This window comes from Elusimicrobiota bacterium, assembly GCA_016721625.1.
GTDB lineage: Bacteria > Elusimicrobiota > Elusimicrobia > FEN-1173 > FEN-1173 > JADKHR01.
This window is the reverse complement of the sequence record JADKHR010000001.1, coordinates 659,349-677,276: the sequence shown is the minus strand read 5'-3', so window position 1 is coordinate 677,276 and position 17,928 is coordinate 659,349. Positions and strand designations below refer to the sequence as shown.

The 17,928-nt window shown below is 58.8% G+C and carries 18 protein-coding genes; all 18 read left to right on the top strand.

What is annotated here, in order from left to right; all coding sequences use genetic code 11:
* The first annotated feature begins 185 nt into the window (after positions 1 to 185).
* The 18 genes from IPP35_02900 (at position 186) to IPP35_02815 (ending at position 17,919) form a co-directional block, all read left to right on the top strand.
* Positions 186 to 1,664, top strand: coding sequence for a hypothetical protein (locus IPP35_02900; GenBank protein MBL0058068.1), 1,479 nt, complete (start codon positions 186 to 188; stop codon positions 1,662 to 1,664).
* Positions 1,665 to 1,688: 24 nt separating this feature from the next.
* Positions 1,689 to 2,864: a hypothetical protein gene (locus IPP35_02895; protein ID MBL0058067.1), complete on the top strand. Its 1,176-nt coding sequence runs from the start codon at positions 1,689 to 1,691 to the stop codon at positions 2,862 to 2,864.
* 271 nt (positions 2,865 to 3,135) lie between these two features.
* Positions 3,136 to 3,570 carry a PilZ domain-containing protein gene (locus IPP35_02890; protein MBL0058066.1) on the top strand — a complete coding sequence of 145 codons (435 nt, stop codon included), beginning with the start codon at positions 3,136 to 3,138 and terminating at the stop codon, positions 3,568 to 3,570.
* 227 nt (positions 3,571 to 3,797) lie between these two features.
* Complete coding sequence (locus IPP35_02885) at positions 3,798 to 4,529, top strand: ATP-binding protein (protein ID MBL0058065.1); 732 nt, start codon at positions 3,798 to 3,800, stop codon at positions 4,527 to 4,529.
* Positions 4,499 to 5,572 (top strand): hypothetical protein, encoded by a 1,074-nt coding sequence (locus IPP35_02880; GenBank protein MBL0058064.1) that lies wholly within the window; start codon positions 4,499 to 4,501, stop codon positions 5,570 to 5,572. Before IPP35_02885 ends, IPP35_02880 begins: the two co-directional genes overlap by 31 nt.
* 249 nt (positions 5,573 to 5,821) lie before the next feature.
* The gene (locus IPP35_02875) at positions 5,822 to 7,081 is read left to right on the top strand and encodes a Glu/Leu/Phe/Val dehydrogenase (protein MBL0058063.1); all 1,260 of its coding nucleotides are present in this window, start codon (positions 5,822 to 5,824) and stop codon (positions 7,079 to 7,081) included.
* Between the two features lie 47 nt (positions 7,082 to 7,128).
* Complete coding sequence (locus tag IPP35_02870; protein ID MBL0058062.1) at positions 7,129 to 7,914, top strand: hypothetical protein; 786 nt, start codon at positions 7,129 to 7,131, stop codon at positions 7,912 to 7,914.
* Complete coding sequence (locus IPP35_02865; protein MBL0058061.1) at positions 7,911 to 8,504, top strand: hypothetical protein; 594 nt, start codon at positions 7,911 to 7,913, stop codon at positions 8,502 to 8,504. The genes IPP35_02870 and IPP35_02865 overlap by 4 nt, the downstream gene beginning before the upstream one ends.
* Positions 8,505 to 8,564: 60 nt before the next feature.
* Positions 8,565 to 9,002 carry a tetratricopeptide repeat protein gene (locus IPP35_02860; protein MBL0058060.1) on the top strand — a complete coding sequence of 146 codons (438 nt, stop codon included), beginning with the start codon at positions 8,565 to 8,567 and terminating at the stop codon, positions 9,000 to 9,002.
* A complete protein-coding gene (locus IPP35_02855) occupies positions 8,966 to 9,805 on the top strand; it encodes a tetratricopeptide repeat protein (protein ID MBL0058059.1) in 840 nt (279 codons plus the stop codon). The genes IPP35_02860 and IPP35_02855 overlap by 37 nt, the downstream gene beginning before the upstream one ends.
* On the top strand, positions 9,741 to 11,663 hold the full coding sequence (locus IPP35_02850; protein MBL0058058.1) for a tetratricopeptide repeat protein: 1,923 nt from the start codon (positions 9,741 to 9,743) through the stop codon (positions 11,661 to 11,663). Before IPP35_02855 ends, IPP35_02850 begins: the two co-directional genes overlap by 65 nt.
* A gap of 9 nt (positions 11,664 to 11,672) precedes the next feature.
* Positions 11,673 to 12,299: a MotA/TolQ/ExbB proton channel family protein gene (locus tag IPP35_02845; GenBank protein MBL0058057.1), complete on the top strand. Its 627-nt coding sequence runs from the start codon at positions 11,673 to 11,675 to the stop codon at positions 12,297 to 12,299.
* Between the two features lie 119 nt (positions 12,300 to 12,418).
* Positions 12,419 to 12,868, top strand: a complete 450-nt coding sequence (locus IPP35_02840) for a biopolymer transporter ExbD (GenBank protein MBL0058056.1) — start codon at positions 12,419 to 12,421, stop codon at positions 12,866 to 12,868.
* A complete protein-coding gene (locus tag IPP35_02835) occupies positions 12,865 to 13,320 on the top strand; it encodes a biopolymer transporter ExbD (protein MBL0058055.1) in 456 nt (151 codons plus the stop codon). Before IPP35_02840 ends, IPP35_02835 begins: the two co-directional genes overlap by 4 nt.
* Positions 13,317 to 14,456, top strand: coding sequence for a TonB family protein (locus tag IPP35_02830; protein MBL0058054.1), 1,140 nt, complete (start codon positions 13,317 to 13,319; stop codon positions 14,454 to 14,456). Before IPP35_02835 ends, IPP35_02830 begins: the two co-directional genes overlap by 4 nt.
* Positions 14,453 to 15,484: a hypothetical protein gene (locus IPP35_02825; protein MBL0058053.1), complete on the top strand. Its 1,032-nt coding sequence runs from the start codon at positions 14,453 to 14,455 to the stop codon at positions 15,482 to 15,484. Before IPP35_02830 ends, IPP35_02825 begins: the two co-directional genes overlap by 4 nt.
* Positions 15,481 to 16,308 carry a hypothetical protein gene (locus IPP35_02820; GenBank protein ID MBL0058052.1) on the top strand — a complete coding sequence of 276 codons (828 nt, stop codon included), beginning with the start codon at positions 15,481 to 15,483 and terminating at the stop codon, positions 16,306 to 16,308. Before IPP35_02825 ends, IPP35_02820 begins: the two co-directional genes overlap by 4 nt.
* Before the next feature lie 192 nt (positions 16,309 to 16,500).
* Entirely contained in the window at positions 16,501 to 17,919 is a 1,419-nt protein-coding gene (locus tag IPP35_02815; GenBank protein ID MBL0058051.1) for an aminotransferase class I/II-fold pyridoxal phosphate-dependent enzyme, read from the top strand.
* Positions 17,920 to 17,928: the final 9 nt, after the last annotated feature.

The following is a 17,928-nucleotide window of genomic DNA, read 5'->3' as shown; positions in this document are numbered from 1 at the left end:
ATCTCCCTTCATCGCTTCGTCCCCGTTCGCCATTGAGACGATGGGCCCAACTCTCCCTAAAAAGAGTCGCTTGTAAGAAGAGTCCTGGGATGATAAAAATCACTTTGGTGGGGGAGCCAAACCATGACGCGAAAGCGATGGTCGGACGGGCGGATCATTGGGGATCTTTTGAAAAGGGAAATTAAATGAAAATTCACCGATGGTCGCTTTTTTTGTTTTTGGTTGGTCGGGTCATGGGCGCGGACGGCGTTCCCCACGACCAGCCCTATTTCAAGTTTGACACCGATTCCGTGCAACTGATATTCACGGAGAAAAACCAGGCGGCCGCCGAACGGGCGGCGGCGTTGGAAAAATATATTCATCCTCGCTACGAAAAGCTCTTCGGGTTTGCGCTGGATGAAAAACTTTATGTGGGGTTGATGTCGGACTACAACCAAATCGCCAACGGGTATTCGACTCCAATTCCCAACAACCGGCAAATCAACTTCATCGGCGGCACGGAGATGGTGGACTATTTCAGCGCCTCCTCCTGGCTCGACACCCTGATTTACCACGAAACGGCCCACAATTATCAGTTGAACGCGAAAGACAACCTCATTTCCCGATCGTTTCATTCTGTTTTGGGCAACGGCTGGTTTTTCAGTCCTTTCTTCACGCTCCCGAACCTGGCGGTGAGTCCTTTCTTTCTTGAAGGGAACGCCGTTTTGAACGAATCCTGGCATGGCAACGGGGGGCGCCTTTATAGCGGGCGGTTTCTGGCCCAGACGCTTCTCCAGGTGAAAGCGGGATATTTTACCCCGGCCCGGATGCACAACGACACCTTGTTTTTTCCCTATGGCGAGCATTACTACACCATGGGAAGTTATTTCCAGTATTTTCTGGCGGAGAATTATGGGATTCAGAAAACCAACGGTTTTATGAAAGAAAATTCCCAGGATTGGTTTTGGCCGTTTTTCACCAACGCCGCCATGGAACGCGCCGTCACCCAAAATTTTGAATCGCTGATGTCGGGTTACGTCGCGCAAACGAAGCCTCTGGCGGATCAGGTGGTGGAAGCCCAGGGAACTGTTATTGCGCGATCCAAATATTTTGCATCGTTGAACCGGGACGGCGACGAGATCTTTTTTCTGGTCAACGAGGACGGGGTGCGCGCGCCGGAACGGGTCCGTTTGAAACGGAAGACGAAAAACGTCGATCGACAGCGGGCTTCTTACCAGATGGGGAAAATGGTTAAGGCCGAAGGCCGTTATTATACCCAGGGCGGGGGGTACGTTTCTCCTCTGCGAATATACCAAGGGCTCTTTGATGAGCGGGGGGTGATATTAAAGGGAACGGAAGGGATGATGATTCAAGGCTATTTGCGAGACGGTCGGGCGGTTTATTTCGACGTTTCCAGTTCGTTCGACCATCCCCGCTTGTTTGTGGGAGACCAATTTTATGACGATGTTCATTCCTCCGTTTTGATCGACTGGAAAGACAACTTGTATTACTTCTCCCAGGAAAACAAGACCCGGACCCTATATAAAAATAAATCGCCGCTGTGCTCCTTTCAGGGATATTACGGGATCGTGGCCGACGTGGACGATGCGGGGAACGTGTTTTTCGTCGCCAATTCCGCCTTGGGGTCCACGTTGTATCGCGCGGATCCAAACGGGAAGGTGTAACGGGTTTCGGAAGCCGACAATATTGTGGAAGCGCGCTGGATTTCAGACAGCGAGGTGTTGTTGGCGGCCACGAGCGCGGACGATTATTACTATGTGGTGAGTCCGTGGAAGGCAAAACAAGGAGCGCCCTTTGAGCCCCAGCTGTTTTTCGAAAAAGATCCGCCCTTCGCGGTGAAGGAAAATGAGAACGGAAAAACGGAGAGGGTGGATTTATCCAAACCCTACCATTCCCTCTTGGATTTGCACTACAGCGGGACGATGGTTAACTTACAGTCGGATCCGGACGCGGGGTGGCTTTACGATGTTCAAATGGTCTTTGCCGATCCGTTAACCCAAAATGCGGTGACCGCTTTGGCTTCACGAACGGACGACGAAGTCACCGTCTTGGGGGTCGGTTATGAAAACACGCAATCCTTGGTGGGGTTTAAAGTTATTCCCTACGCGGTGACGGAAAAGAACGGGACGTTGCCCTCCTCCACCTACCGGGACTTCGGGGTGGTTGGGATGGCTTCCGTCCCTTATCTGAAAAAAGGGTATTGGGACGGCGCCGTGAACGCTTCCTATTCCCAAGACGTGGAATCGGTGGAACGAGCGCCGGCCGGGTTGTCCGTGGCGCTTTCGAAGAGTGAACAATTCGGCCACAGTTTTTACCGCCATAGCGGTGTCGATGGCGAGGTGTTTGCGGTTTCCGATCGCGGCGATAGGGGGATGGGCGGGGCGTTGGCTTTTGAGCGGGACTTTCCGAAAGAATGGTACCTTTCCTTCGGGGGAAAAGGTTCCGTCAGCGATCGGGAACAGATGAGCGCGGCCGAGCGGCGTGGAATCAAACTGGTTTCAAAAACCTCCCTCGTGGAAGGGGACCCCTCGGTGATGACGATGCCGAGCCTCGACGGAACGAGGTACGTGAAAAAGGTCGTGAAGGGGTCGGCCGGGTTGAAGAAGGTCCTGAATTTCAGCCAATACTTTTTCACCTTTCCGCTGTCCCTGCGTCGGGAAGGGCTTTATCTTTCCTACGACCATTACGCCATCGACGATTTCAAAGGATCCCATCGGGTCAACGAGATCACGGCCGGGGCGAGTTTGGACGCCCTCTGGTTGAACAGTTTTCTCCTTCCGATCAACATCGAATACATCAACAACGATAATCCCGCTTTCGGTAGTCGGGACAACGTTCGGGTTTATCTATCCATGGGTTTCTAGTTCGGCGATCGTCGGATCCAGGGGGTAGGGACCCGCCGACGGTCGGGCCAATCGCCAGCAGGTCCATGGACAATGGCTCCCTGGTCGAGTTCCCCTGGCGAGTGGAAGCATAGTATAAAAGTGAAGGACGTCCCCTCAACGATGGGTGATTACACGCTTTTTCTTGTTACGCATTTTTTCGGGGGCACTTCAAAGGGAGGACGCATCTTGCTTTTGGGGGGGTGGGGGTGTTATGATGGGTGGCACTCAATGGGGTGGGGAGGGGGGGGGTATGTTGAAAGAAGAGAAGCGAAACCACAAGCGGTTTCCGGTGTTGAAAGATATGGCGGAGCCGGTGGATTTGTTCGTGATGGACCATCCGGCGAAGGAAGTGCCGGCGGTGCTCACGAACCTTTCCGCGGGCGGGATGGCGTTGGTGGTGTTCGCCCATGTGTCGGGGAACGCCAAGCTGAAAATGATGATGGACGTTCACGGGTTGGAGGGGATGGAGCTTCAGGGGCGGGTGGCCTGGACGGAGCCCAAGGGCGACACCACGGCCATCGGGGTTCGCTTCGATCATCTGAAGCGCGAGACGGTCGACAAGATCAACTCCATGGCGGAGGACTTTCAGGATTGCGAGTTGAAGTTGTCTTTCGGCGTCAAAGACGTTTGTTTTCGGAAGTGCGGGTATTTTACCCTCTGCGCCAAATCCGTTAAGCTGAAATAAGAAGGGTCGACGCGGGGTCCCTTTCGGGCGGAAGGGATAGGAGGGAAGCCGGATGACGGAAGAGCGTTTTCCGTCGAAACCGAATCCCTCACCCTGCCCTCGCATCAGCGGCTACGACGCCCCCGGTGCCGTGAGCTCTGCGAACGGCCTCCCAAGAGGAGAGGGAAATCTTTTTCAGTTGGAAAAAGGTTTCCGGCCTCATAGGTGCGTTTTTTGGAGGGGTCTCCGTGGCGCGCGTTCAGAAACTGACGGAAGAAATCGTCCGGGGCATTGCGGCCGGCGAGGTGGTGGAACGGCCCGCTTCCGTTCTGAAAGAGCTGATTGAAAACGCCCTGGACGCGGGGGCCCGCCGGATCGATGTGGAGTGGCGGGAGGCGGGGCGGAAACGGTTGCGGGTGTGGGACGACGGCGAGGGCATGGCGCCGGACGACGCTCGGTTGTCCTTGGAACGGCACGCCACCTCCAAAATCCGCGATTTAAACGATCTCGAACATGTGGGGACCTTTGGGTTTCGGGGCGAAGCCCTGCCGTCCATCATGGCCGTCTCGCGCTTTGAGCTCGTGACGCGCACGGCCGGGGCCCCTGAAGCTTGGGCCATTCGGGCCGAGGCCGGGCGGATCTCCTTCGACGGGCCCGCCGGTGCCCCCGCCGGCACCTCCGTCACGGCCGACGACCTTTTCTTCGCGGTTCCCGCGCGGCTTAAATTCCTCAAATCCGATCCCACCGAACGTTCCCTCCTTTTTCGCGCCGTGGAGGACGCCTCTCTTTCGGCTCCGGGCACCGCTTTTCGGGTGATGTCCGAGGGCAAGGAGGCGCTCTCGCTTCCGGCTTTGGAGGCGGACGGGGCTCGGCTGATCGAGCGGTTGGAATCTCTGTGGGGGGCGGACCGCGCGGCGTCTTTGAAAGCGGTGGACGAAACGGGCGGTTCATGCGGGTGCGGGGGTGGGTGTCGGATGTGAACCAGCCCCAATCCACAGCCCGCTATCAACGGTTTTTCGTGAACCGCCGGGCCGTCACCAGCCGCCGGTTGGCCCACGCCCTCTACGACGGGTACCGCGGCCGGCTGATGGTGGGGCGGCACCCGGCGGCCCTCCTCTTTTTGGAAATGGACCCGACCCTGGTGGACGTGAACGTTCATCCGGCCAAGCGCGAGGTTCGCCTTTCCCACGAAGCGGAAGTTCACGATTTTTTGAGCCGCGCCGTGCAGAACGCGCTCGGGCGGAGCGTTCAGGCCCCGTCGGTTTTCGCCCCCGCCGACCTGGCGGTTCCTCCGGATCCCGTGGAGGGTTCCCCGCGCGTTTCGGTGTCCCTTGGGCGGTCTCCCACGGCGGCGGAATCTCGGGCGGCGTTCCAACTTCAGGCTCCTTTCCTTTCCGCTTCTCCCGACCTCGCTCCGCCGGCCTGGGAAGGCATGCCCCTGGAAACGTTCCGGGCGGCGCGATTTGAACCGGTGGCTCAACTGTACGCCACCTACCTTTTGACCCGGGTGGAAAACCAGTTCTTCCTTTTCGATCAGCACGCGGCGGCGGAACGGGTCCTTTATGAGGTCCTCACCGCCGGGGCGGCCCGCGGGACCCCGGCCAAACAATCCCTGCTGCTGCCCTGGGTTTGGGAACCCTCGGCGGAGGCCTCGGCCGTCATCGAGGCCCAACGGGAACAATTTGAGAAGCTCGGATACGATTTGGAACCTTTCGGCGGGGGCGCTTGGCGGGTGTTGGCGGTTCCGGCCGCCCTGGGGGAAGGAAACAAGGTGCGGACCCTGTTGGAGGGGTTGGCGGATGATTTATTGACGGAGCGCATCCCCCGCGGCTGGGACGCCTTGGTCACGCGGGCGGCGTGCCGGGGGGCGGTGAAGGCCGGGGATCCCTTGACGGTGCTGGAGATGAACCATTTGATCCGGGAGCTGCAAGCCTCTCCGCGGCCGTGGACGTGTCCCCACGGTCGCCCCTCCTTCCTCCGATTTTCGGATGAAGACCTTGCGAAAAGGTTCCATCGGGTGTAGATAGGGAGGGATGAGAGGAACGGTCCGTCCCATCACGAAGACAACGTTGAGACCTCCCCTGGCCCCTCCTTGGGAAGGAGGGGGAGAAACATTACTTCCAATTCGAACTACGCAAATCGCTTCGCATTGCATGACGACGGCGTTGAGACCTCCCCTGGCCCCTCCTTGGGAAGGAGGGGGAGAAAGGGGCATTGGGTTCTCTTCTCTCGCTTTGACCTCTCCTGTTTGTGTGAAAGAGGGGAGGGGCGCATGACGTCCTCTTCTCCCTCGGGATCCTCCCTTTGGGCGGAGGCTTTGGCTCAGTTGGAGCGGGGGGCGGAGCGCATGGGGTTGGAGCGCTGGATCGTGGAACGGCTCCGGAAACCCAAACGGATTTTGCAGGTGTCCATTCCGGTGCGGATGGACGACGGGTCGCTTCGCGTTTTCGACGGGTACCGCGTTCAGCACAACCTGGACCGGGGGCCGGCCAAGGGCGGGATCCGCTACCATCCGGACCTCTCCTTAGACGACGTGCGGGCGCTGGCGTTTTGGATGACGATCAAGTGCGCGGTGGTCAACCTTCCTTTCGGCGGGGCCAAGGGGGGCGTGGTCTGCGATCCCAAAAATCTTTCCGAGGGAGAAATTGAACGGTTGACGCGCCGCTACGCGGCCGAGATCTCGATCCTTATCGGGCCGGACAAGGACATCCCGGCCCCGGACATGAACACCAACGAAAAAATCATGGGCTGGATCATGGACACCTATTCCGTGCAGGCCGGCCATTCGGTGCCCGGCGTCGTGACGGGAAAGCCCTTGGAAATCGGCGGGACCGTGGGGCGGCGGGAGGCCACGGGGCGCGGGTTGTATTATATCGTCGAAGAACTTTGCCGGGTGAAAAAACGGGAACTGAAGAACCTCCGGATCGCGGTGCAGGGGTTTGGGAACGTGGGGGCCAACGCGGCCCGGATCTTGCACGAGGCGGGGGCTCGGATCGTGGCGATTTCCGACGCGGAGGGCGGGACCGCGCGGGCGGAGGGGTTGGACGTGGACGATCTTCGGCGCCATGCCGAAACCGGCCCCCTTGCCGGATACCCGAAGGGGCGGGGCGTCACGAACGCTCAGCTCCTGGAAATGGACTGCGATCTGCTGATTCCCGCGGCCATGGAAAACCAGATCACGGCGGCGGTGGCGCGGAAGGTGCGGGCCGAGTTCGTCGTTGAAGGGGCCAACGGGCCCGCCACCAACGAGGCGGACGAAATCCTTCGGTCGCGGGGCGTTACGGTGGTTCCGGACATCCTCGCCAACGCGGGCGGGGTGACCGTCAGTTATTTTGAATGGGTGCAGGATCTCCAGGCTTTTTTTTGGGATGAACAAGAAGTGCGCCAACGGCTTCGCGCCATCCTCGCCCGGGCCTTTCAGGAGGTCTGGCGCGTGGCCGGAGAGCAGAAAGTGGATTTGAGGCTCGCGGCGTTCCTCGTCGGACTCGGCCGTTTATCTCTCGCGATGAAACAGCGAGGGCTTTTTCCATGAACAAACGCATTGACAATGGGCGAAAATTCCATTAGATTCACGTTCAAATGGACTTCTTAACCACCTACATCGACCTGATGGGCGACCTGGAGTTTTTAATCTACGTCGCGTGCTTCATCACCGGGTTCGTTATGTTATTTGGGCTGATCGCGAAACTGATCCAATCCCCGGCGGTTCCCAAGGTTCTGACGACGGCGCCGCAGGCCCCGGAGGCGGTCCCCACGGCCGCTCCCGATGTGATTCTTCCAGCGCCGGAGCCGGTGGGGGAAGGGATTATGGAATGGGGAGGAAACGAGAAGAAGGCGAAAAAGGCGAAACCGGCCCCGGCCCCGCCTCCCGCCAAACCAAAGGCGCCTTCCCCTCCTGTGGCCCCGCCGCCGATGCCGGACCCGTCAAAATTTGACGCCATCACCAAGACCGTGGTTCTTTCTCCCGCCGAGGCCGCGGCGGTGCGCGCGCCCCAACCCGAATCGGGCGAAAAGCCACCGGTGGATCCCGCCATGCAGGAGGCGCTGATTCGACGGATTGCGGGGGTTGAGGAGGCGGTCCAAAAGGAACCTTTGTTTTTGGACCCGATGATCAAGCGGCTGAGCCAGATCGAGAAAAGAATCGAGGAAATGACGGAGAAGATGAACGCGGTTCCCCCGCCACCCCCCCCTCCGTCGCCGGCCCCCTCGGTGGAGGCCCCTCCTCCTGCCCAAGGTTTTGCTATGCCGGATCCGGAGGCGGGAGCGTTTAAAGAGGAATTCGTTGCTTTGAAAGAAAAGGTCTATGGCCTTCAAAAGATCCTGGAACACCTGGCGGAAGGGCCTACGCCACCGACAGCGCCATGAGCCGAAAAGCCCTTTCCTTTTTGATTTTGATTGACCTCGTCTTTCTGGGCGTGGTCGGATTTCGTCTTTGGACGCGGTTCGAAACCCTGCGCGGAGGCGCCCCTTCGTCGGCGCCGCTCCCGGCGCCTTCGGAACCTCCCGCGACCGAAACGGTAACGCCCCTTCCCGTGGTGTCCTCCACCGCCCCTGTGGAAGGGGTGAGCACATCGACCAGTCCGGCGACGGCGGCCGCACCGGTGCTCTCGACGGCGGCCCCGGCGGGGCTCTCCCCCGTGGACCCGGCCGTTCCCTTTGAAAATCCAAAATCGACGCCTTCCTCGCTTTCGGGGCCGCCAAAAACCGGCGCGCTTTCTCGCCGCACCTTCGTGTACAACAACGTCAATGCGAAAAGCGTTCAACTGGTGGGGGATTTCAACAACTGGACCCCCGAAGCCTTTCGCAAAAGCACCGTGGGCCGGTGGAGCGTTTCCGTGGCGATGGCCCCCGGGGATTACTCCTATAATTTCATTGTGGACGGCAAGGCCGTTCGAGACCCCAACCAACGGCGCACCGACGCCAAGGGACGATCGCTCCTGACGATTGTGCGTTGACCTTCTGGCCATAGCGTTGCATAATACCTCGGTAGATCATCAACTCAACTCTATCAACCTATGATTCGCCATTTAACATCGGATCTCCCGCGTTTTTCTTTTCGACCGGTATGGCGGTCGTTGGGGGGGAGCTTTCTCCTCTTTTCGACCCTCGTCGGGTCCCCGTCCGCCGCTCCCAAGAAAAATGAATCCGTTCACGATCCCATCCGGACCTACCAATTTAAATTCCAAAGAGACGCGGCCTACGATGCGATTCGGAGTTACCTCGCCTTCTTGCAGAAGGTCGCGCCCGGCCTGGAAGGCATCGGCTCCCAGTACACGGTGGCCGACCTGTTCATGGATCAGGGGCGTTTTGAAGACGCGGCCCGGCTTCTTAAGAACCTATCGGAGGTCCCTACCCAAGACGACTATTTTCGCGCCTCGGTGATGATGCGTTTGGCCACCTGTTACATGAGGAAGGGTTGTATTCCCAGGCCGCCCCCTATTTCGCCGCGGTGACGGAGGGGAAAACCAAGGCTCTCGTGCCGGAGGCAATCATCGGGTTAGCCCTGGCCACGCTTTCCATGGGAGATATCGAAAAGGCGTACCAACATTTTCGGGAGATTTCCGCGCTGTATCCCGCCTACAAGACCCACCCCCGGTACATGCTTCCCTTGGGACTCATTCAGTGGGAGGTGCGAAAATACCAAGGCGCCCTCGACTACCTGTTGCGCGACGATCGCAACCCGGCCAGCCGATATTTTTCCGGACTTTGCTACCGGGAATTGAAAATGTTCCCTGAAGCGAGCGGGGCCTTTCGGCGGATCACGCAAGAATTTCCGGAAAGCGTTTGGGCGGATCGCGCTCGTTTTGAGCTGGGCGAGACGTTCTACCTCCAGGGGGATTATTTGTTGGCGTCCCAGACCTTCGGGGACATTTTTCGCTCCCACCGGACGAAGCAGTGGGACTATCTCTCGTTGTACAGGCTCGCCTGTTGCGATGTCCGTATGAAAAAATACAGCTCTGCTGAAGAACGGTTATGGACGTTGAACCAATCCAAATTGGATCCGGCTTTGGCGGCCAACGTGAATTATCTCTTGACTGAATCCCTGGCCACGCAGGACAAAATTTCGAAAATCGTTGGGATCCTCGAGCAGGTCCCCGCCCGCAAACGAACGCCCGAAAACAACTATCGAATCATTTGGGCTCGGGCGGCCCAGGGGATTCCAGAAAGCGGCGAAGCAAGCCAACCAGTTCTTGAACGAGCGGGAAGATCCGGAACTAACGCCCCGCACGCTCCTGCTTCAGGGCTACGCCTTTGAACGGCTCGGGCAGGAACCCGAATCCTTTGCCTCTTATCAGTTGGTGGCCGAACATTTCTCGGGAACGCCCTACGCGGCCAAGGCGGCGGAGCTGGCTTGCATGAGTTTTTTCCGCGCGGGGGAGTACAAATCCATGACCACCCAGGTCAACAGTCTCTGGCGGCTGGTGGACCCTGAAATACAAAAGAAGTTCCCCGAAACCATTTATTGGATGGGGCACGCCGCCATGAAACTGAGGGACTATCCCCAAGCCCAGAAACAGTTTAAAGAATTTCTCTCGGTGGCTTCGGTGGACCATCCCTGGGTCGCGGAGGCCCTTCGCTCCCAGGCCCTGGCCTTCGCCATGGACAAGAGCGTGAAGGAGGCTTTGCCGGTGCTTCAACGGGCCTACCAGAGCGCCGAGGAGCGGGGCCAGAAAAACCTGATGGGCAAGCTGACCTTGGACATGGCCAACATTTCCTTTAACGCTCGGCGGTTCGATGACGCGATTTCCAACTACCGGCGGTTGGGGCAAATCGACCCACAAAATGAGCAGATGCCCTTCGCGCTGTTCCAAGAGGCCCTGAGCCTTTATCGGTCTGAATATTACAACGAAGCGGTCTCGGCGTGGGAAAGGCTTTCGGTTCAATACCCGCGGGATCCCCGCGCCGCGGAGGCCCTTTTCCGGGCCTCCCGCACGCGTTTTGAGATGGGCAAGTACACCGAGGCCATTGTCGGTTACCAATCCTTGGTGCGCAACTTTCCCAACTCCCCGTTCGTGCGGGATTCCCGGTTCCAAATCGGACAGTGTTACTTCAATTCCAAAGATTGGCCCAATGCCATCAAGGTTTATAACGATTTCCAGACGCGGTTCCCGGACGATCCCGAACGGGCCCAGGTCGATAACTACATCCAGCTGGCTTCTTTCAATTCGGGGATGACCGCCGCTCAGCTGACCGCCTTGTTCCAGGGGAAAACAAAAAGCCCTGTGCTGGCGGATATCTATTGGACGGAAGGAGCGAAACAATACAACGAAAAGGACTACGCCGCCGCCCGGGAGAATTTTCAGAAAATCCTCTACGAATTTCCCAGTTCTTCCTGGGCGGCGCAGGCCTCTTTTTATCGGGCCGAAACGCTGTTTTTTGAAGAGAAATATTTGGAGGCCGTGGGGGCCTACGACGGATTCCTTCAGGGATTTCCCGACAACGCCAACGTTCCTCCCGCCCGGTTCCATTTGGGCGTTTCCTATTTCAGTTTGAACAACTTTGAACGGAGCGCGGCGGTGTTCGACCAATACAGCAAGGACTTCCCGGCGGATCCGCTGGCGAAAAACGCGGCGTTGAACACGGCCATCTCCTACTCCCGGCTCGGCGATGTGGACAAGACCAACCAGGCCTATATCAACTACGCCGCGGCTTATCCGGATGCCGACGACCTCGGGGCGGCGTTTATTCAACTGGGCCAATTTTTGGAGAAAGTCGGCCAGGAATCCCGGGCCATCGAGGCCTACAAGCGCGTGCCTGCGAAACGGCCGGAATACGCCCAGTCCCTTTATCTGTTGGCTCGGCTTTATAAAAATCTTTCCGAACCCGCCGGCGAGAAGCTGGCCTACGAGTCTCTTCGCACCATTCCGGCCAAGGGCGACCCCTACCGCATCGCGGGGATCCTAGCCCTGGCGGACCTTTTCGTCGCCGCGAACGACGCCCCCAAGGCTTTGGCGGCCTATGAGGATGTGAAGAAGAATGCCACCGACGAGGCCAGCCGGGCCCTCGCTCAACAACAGATTTCAGCCATTCGCGCGATCTTGGACGCTCCGCCGCCGACGCCGGCGCCCGAAACGCCGAAGACCCCGAAAGGGACGACGAACAAAACGAATTAAGGAGAACCCATGGAAACGTTGAGTCTGTTTGGGATTTTGAAAATCAGTTTGGTCATCCCGGTCCTTTTGCTTATGTCCATCCTGATGGTGGCGGTTTTTATCGAACGCCTGCTTTTTTTCTCCCGCATGGGAAAGATTGACCCCTTCCTTTTCAAACGCATCAAGGATTTCCTCATCGCCGGGAAACTGAAAGAAGCCGAAGTCGCCGCGTCCCAGGGGAAAGGGTTGATCGCGGAGTCTTTGGAAGCGGTTCTGGTGGCGTCCCACTCCCGGGAACGGAGCGAAATGGACCATGTGCTCACGCTTTATTTTCAACGAACCCAATCCATGCTGAGCCGCCGGCTGGGGTTGTTCGGAACCCTGAGTTTCATTTCGCCTCTCTTGGGCCTTCTGGGAACCGTGCTGGGCGTCATGACGGCTTTCCGAAATTTGGCGGGCGCTCAGAGCAGTGGGCCGGGGGTGGTGGCCGCGGGTATTTCCGAGGCGCTCTATGCGACGGCGGCGGGTATTTTTGTCGCTGTGACGGCGGCCCTTATTTACAACTATTTCAATTTCAAGCTCAAACACGTGCTGAACAGCCTCAATATCTTTGGGCAGGAAATCGCCCTCATCGTGACGCTGGGCCGGGACGTGTGAACTTTGTCGGCGAAACGGTGTCCTGTAAAGCAGGGAGGCGGTTTGTTTTTCGGCATCTCTTCAAAATCGCCCGATGAATCGGGCAACTTTGTTTAAGTGCCTGGCGGGGGGGATTCTGAATGAATGATCCGGGAATGGATGGGGAGATGGAGGAGACGGAGAAGATCAACGTGGTTCCGCTGGCGGATTTGACGTTGGTTCTCCTGATCATCTTGATGGTCATCTCTCCCATGATCAGCCAGTCCTTGATCCGCGTGTCGACGCCCCAGGTGAAGACGGGGGCGGGGGCAGCGGGCCCCGAGGCGAAAAAAGAGGAAGGGCCCCTCCGGGTCGACATCCGGGAGAACGGGTTCTTGTTGAACGGCGAGCCTTTTGAGTTTGTGGAATCCATGCTCGAGGACTTGAAACAGCGATTGTTGACCAATCCGGAGCGGTCGGTTCTCGTGAGCGCCGACGAGCGTGTGGTGGTCCGGCAGGTGGTTCAAGTGTTGGATGGGGCGAAGCTGGCGGGCGCGAAAAGCCTCTCCTTGTTGGGCCTTAAGAAAAAGGAACAGGAGAAAATAAAATGATGGATGTGCGGCGACGGATCACCACCGATTCGGCCATTGGGGGCGTTAACATCGTTCCTGTGATCGACCTTTGCCTGGTCCTGCTGGTGATCCTCTTGGTCATCTCGCCCCTCATGGACCGGTCGCCCGTGGAGGTGACGCTCCCCCGCGCCCACGTCCTCAAAGAGGATGAGGAAAATCATATTTCAATTTCCGTGAACCCGGATGGACGGCTGGCCGTGAACTCCCAAGAGTTGGATCTGAAAGACCTTGAACGCGCGGTTCGCAACGAGTTGAAGGTTCGAGGCTCCGGCGTTTACGTGATCATCCGCGCGGACGAGAACGTTCAATACGGGCGCCTCAACGAACTGATCAAGATCGCCAAGGACGCGGGCGCCACCCACGTGGCTTTGGGCACGCGCGAGATCGAGGGCGACGAGTCGACCCTGGGAGCGGAGGGGGCTACGCCATGATGTCGCGGCATTGGGACCTGGTTTACGGGCGGCCCCCTGTTTCTTTGGACGCTGTTCTCCTGGGCGTCGCGGTGGCGCTCCACCTCCCTCTGCTTCTGCTCCAATTTCAAGCGCCGCTCCGTTCGGCCAAATCGGGGTCTCTTTATAACATCGATGTCGGGGAGGCATTTGTTAAAGATATTCTCAGCCGTCCGGCGGTGCTTCCCCGGGCGATTCCCGACTTTATTCAAGCTCCTCCGCCGATCAGCAAATTGGTTCCGCGCCTCGCTTTACCCCCGGTCGCGATTCCGCCGATTTCTGGAGGTCCGGCGGGTTTGAAAGGTCTGCCCGCGACGCCCCCGCAGATTGCCGGGCTTGGTAAGACGAATCTTGCGACGGGACCCGTCGGGACGGGGTCGGCCCCCGGTGCCATCCCTTCCATTGCGGGGATTCCGGGCGGCGGTAAAATTTCCTTGCCCGGTTCCGTGGGGGAGGAGCCGCGGGGCCGCATCCAGAACCTCAATTCGAGGGTGCAACCGATCTCTCCCAACGAGCTGGAAGGGATTGGAGGCGGGGTGATTTCGGCGGGAAACACCCCCGTCGTCACGATCCCCGAACCTTCTCGGCCGACGCTCGATCTGGCGCTTCTCCCGGAAGGGCATGCCAAGGAGGGGAAAATCTCTCCCGGGCACGTTAACTATTTGGAGTCGAATCCTAAATCGAATCCGGCCATTCTGAAAGGTCCAGGCGTGGGCGTCGTCGCTCCTGTCGTCCCCCGGCATGGGAAAGAGGAACCGGACTCTCCTTCGCCCGTCATGGAGGCCCACACTTTTCCGACCACGGCGGCGGGGCGCAAGATGGAGATTTTTCCGATTTATGGCGAATTGAAGGACCGCGTGGTCAAATACCAGGAACTACCGGAGGTTCCCGACGCGTTTAAGAAAAAAGGGGAACAAAACGTTGTCCAATTCCGCTTTTGGGTCACGAGGGACGGGCGCGTGAAGGAAAACATTGAACTTCTGAAAGGTTCCGGATCGGCGGGGTTGGATGAAATCGCGCGGACCGCCCTGCTCCACTGGGTCTTTTCTTCGCTCCCGCCGGAAAAAGGCAACCTGGTCCAGAGCGGCACCATTGAATTTAAATTCTCTTTCAAATGAAAAAACAACCGATGGCCCTCCTTCTGTTCGTCTTTCTCCCCTTCGCCCTGGCGGCGGGCCCGGAGGCGAAGCCGGTGGTTTCCAAGACCACCCCTCTTTTGGGACCTCAGCCGGCCCAACCGAAGGGACCCCTTCCGGGCGGGGAAACCCCCAACGACCGGGAGCTTCCGGCGTCGGACAAACCCAAGGACAACGCGGCCCCGGACAATTCTCGGAGCTTGGAGATCACCTCCAGCGCTCAGGATGAGATTCCCATCGCCCTGGATCCGCCTCCTTTGGATTTGTCCTTTAAGGACGTGGTGGGGTTTGCCCGGCCTGGCCAAACCCAGCGGGTCTTGGACGGGCCCGTGGAACATATGCCGGGGAACGAAATTTTGGGCTTGGCCATTTTGGACCCTCGCCAGGCGCTGGGGGCCCTGCCTCTTCGCATCCCGTCTCCGCCTTTCATTCGGATGGAGGTTCCGCCCGGCCTTGAAACGTCTAAGGGGTCCTTCGGCGTCATGGATCAGATGTCCCGTGTCATTTACGACAAATCTGGGCCGGAACTTCCCCGGGACCTGGCGGTGTGGGATGGGTTTCAAAACGACGTCCTCGTTCTGCAGGCCGGCGTGCCCTATACGCCGATGTTGACGTTGACAGACCCCCGGGGTTCCACTCAACGCTACTTTGGCGAACCGATTCAGTTGGAGGCCCTCCAGTTCAATCAAGGGGGGCTTTTGCACGTTGAAATCCGCAACGACGTTCTTTTTCAAAGGGGCTCGGCGGACCTGTCGATCGAGGCGGTGCCGTTGGTCAAAGGCCTTCTGAATATTATGCGGGTTCACGTGGGGTCTCCCTTCCGCGTCACGGTCTATGCCGGCGAGGGGGGGCGGGGGGTGGCCGAACAGCGGGCCGACACCCTGAAGCGGTTCTTAGAGGACGCACTCGTTTTTGAGGGGGATAACTTTAAGCCCGGTGTCGAGGCCCAGGGGGCCCGGGGCGAGGTGACGGAAATCTTGATCACCCTTGAACCGGAGACACAGCCGTGAGCCCGAGACGCCATTGGTTTTTTGTGGGAACCCTCCTGTTTTTAGCCGCGACGCGCGGGTTTCCGGCGCGGGCGGCGGACACCAACGCGCTTCTTGAACAGGGGACCAAGCTGTACGAGAAGGGCCAATACGACAAGGCCCTTCGGATTTTCGTCAAGGTCAAGAAGGAAGACCCCTCCAACGCGGTGGCGCGCGAATACATCAGCCGATGCACCGGGAAGATCGTAGAGCAGGAGACGGGGGCGCGCTTGAATCGTGCGGTTAAACGGGCGGAAGCGCCTTCGGCGACCATCGAGTCCAACGACCCCATGCCCAGCTGGGCCATTACCCCCGGGCGGGCAAAATCGCCGGGGGCCCATCCGGGGTTGCCGAGTGGGAAGAGGGGGGGGAAGCGGTCCGCTCCCCTGCCTGATTTCCTCACCCCGGTCGAAAAGACGACCTCCAAACTTCTCATCCAACAGGAACAGTTGAGGGACCAATACAAGAATCGAATCCTGGAAGGAAGCCCCCTCACCTTCAAGCGGTCGGGGAAGCAGTTGGAAGTGGTGGCTTTCTTGAACCGGCTCTTCTTGCCCTTCTCGGACGCCCTGGCGCCGGACGCGATCCCCGAGCTGGAGCGGGTGGCGCGGGAGCTGGAAACGGGCCATCATACCTCGGTGGTTTTGCGCGCGGTGGACTCCTTGACCCCCGCCGTTCGACACCAAATGCTCGATCTTCCCGCGCGTCGCGCCGCCATTTTGTTCAGTTATTTCGCGCACGCCTCTTTTGGCTCCGTCGGACTGGGCGACCGGACGACCTTCACCGCTGCCGATTTAGACGACTGAAGGGACTCCACGTTGGGAGCCTCCGTCGTTTTACACCTGCTTATTCCTTCCGGGAAACCGCCCTGGCGGGATGCTGTTCGTTCTTGACAGGACCTTGGAAATGCTTTCTAATAGGCCGTCCGGAACGCTAAAAAATCATTCCGCGTTCCTCCCTCTATGAGACACGACCGCGCGCCGCTTTTTGAGACCCTTTTGAACCACGCGAAAAATCGCGTGGTGAGTTTCCACACGCCCGGGCACAAAAACGGGCGCGGGGTGGACCGTCGCCTGCGCTCCTTTACGGGGCGGAACCTCTACTACATGGACGTCACTGTTTTCCCCGAGGTCGACTCCCTCCATGATCCGGTGGGGCCGATTAAGAAGGCTCAGCAACTGATGGCCATGGCCTACGGGGTTGAACATTCCTTCTTTCTGGTGAACGGGTCCTCCGTCGGAAACATGATCATGCTGATGTCCTCCTGTCGGCCGGGCGATTCGGTGATCATCTCCCGGAACGCCCACAAATCCACCATGGCGGGGGTCATCCTGTCGGGGGTCTGGCCCATTTGGATCCAGCCCAAGGTGGACCAAAACCTCGACATCCTTTTCGATTCGAGCCCCGAGCAGATCGAGGAAGCGCTGAGGCTTTTCCCCGAGGCCAAGGCCGTGTTCGTGACCAGCCCCACCTACAACGGGGTGGCCGCGGACTTGGTGAAGATCAAAGAGATTTGCCGGGCCCGGGGAAAGATCCTCCTCGTCGACGAGGCCCACGGGGCCCATTTGAAGTTCCATAAAGATTTGCCGGTGTCCGCCGTGGAGGCGGGAGCGGACATGTGCGTGCAGTCGACGCACAAGATCCTCTCCGCGCTGTCCCAGGGATCGGTGTTGCATTTGCAGTCGGACCTGGTGGATGTGGGCCGGGTTCGGCGCGTGGTCTCGCTTCTTCAGACCACGAGCCCCAACTACGTCATCCTGGCCAGCCTCGACGCCGCCCGCCGCCAGGCGGTGTTGGAAGGGGAACGGCTTTTGGAAAAGGTCATCCGGAACGCCGAATCGGCCAGGAAGCGCATCAATCAGATGAAAAACCTTTTTATGTTTTCACGGAAAGACATCGTCTCTCGGGGTTACGACTTGGATGTGACCAAGTTGACCATCAACGTCACCCGCACCGGGCTATCCGGGCATGAGATCGAAGACATTTTGGCGGAAAAATACAAGGTGCAAGTGGACGCCGCCGATTTGTTCAACATGATCGCCATCATGGGGATCGGGTCCGACAAATCCGACGTGGACCGATTGGTGGACGCGCTGGGCGAAATTGACGAGAAATACCGGGGTGGGGCCCAGAATTGGGTGCTCCAAATCCCCGAGCTGACGACGGAAATGGTCATGAACCCCCGGGACGTTTTTCTTTTGCATAAAGCCAAACGAGTGCCGCTGTCCAAGGCGGTCGGGCAGATTTCGGCTCAGACCCTCACCCCTTATCCGCCAGGGATACCCGTCCTGATTCCGGGGGAACGAATCACCAAGGAAATTGTAAACTACCTCGCCGATCTGTCCGACAAAGACATCCGCGTCGTTGGGCAAGAGGGCGAAGCTCTCCGGACCATCAAAGTGGTGGCCGTTCGCTAATCAAGGAGA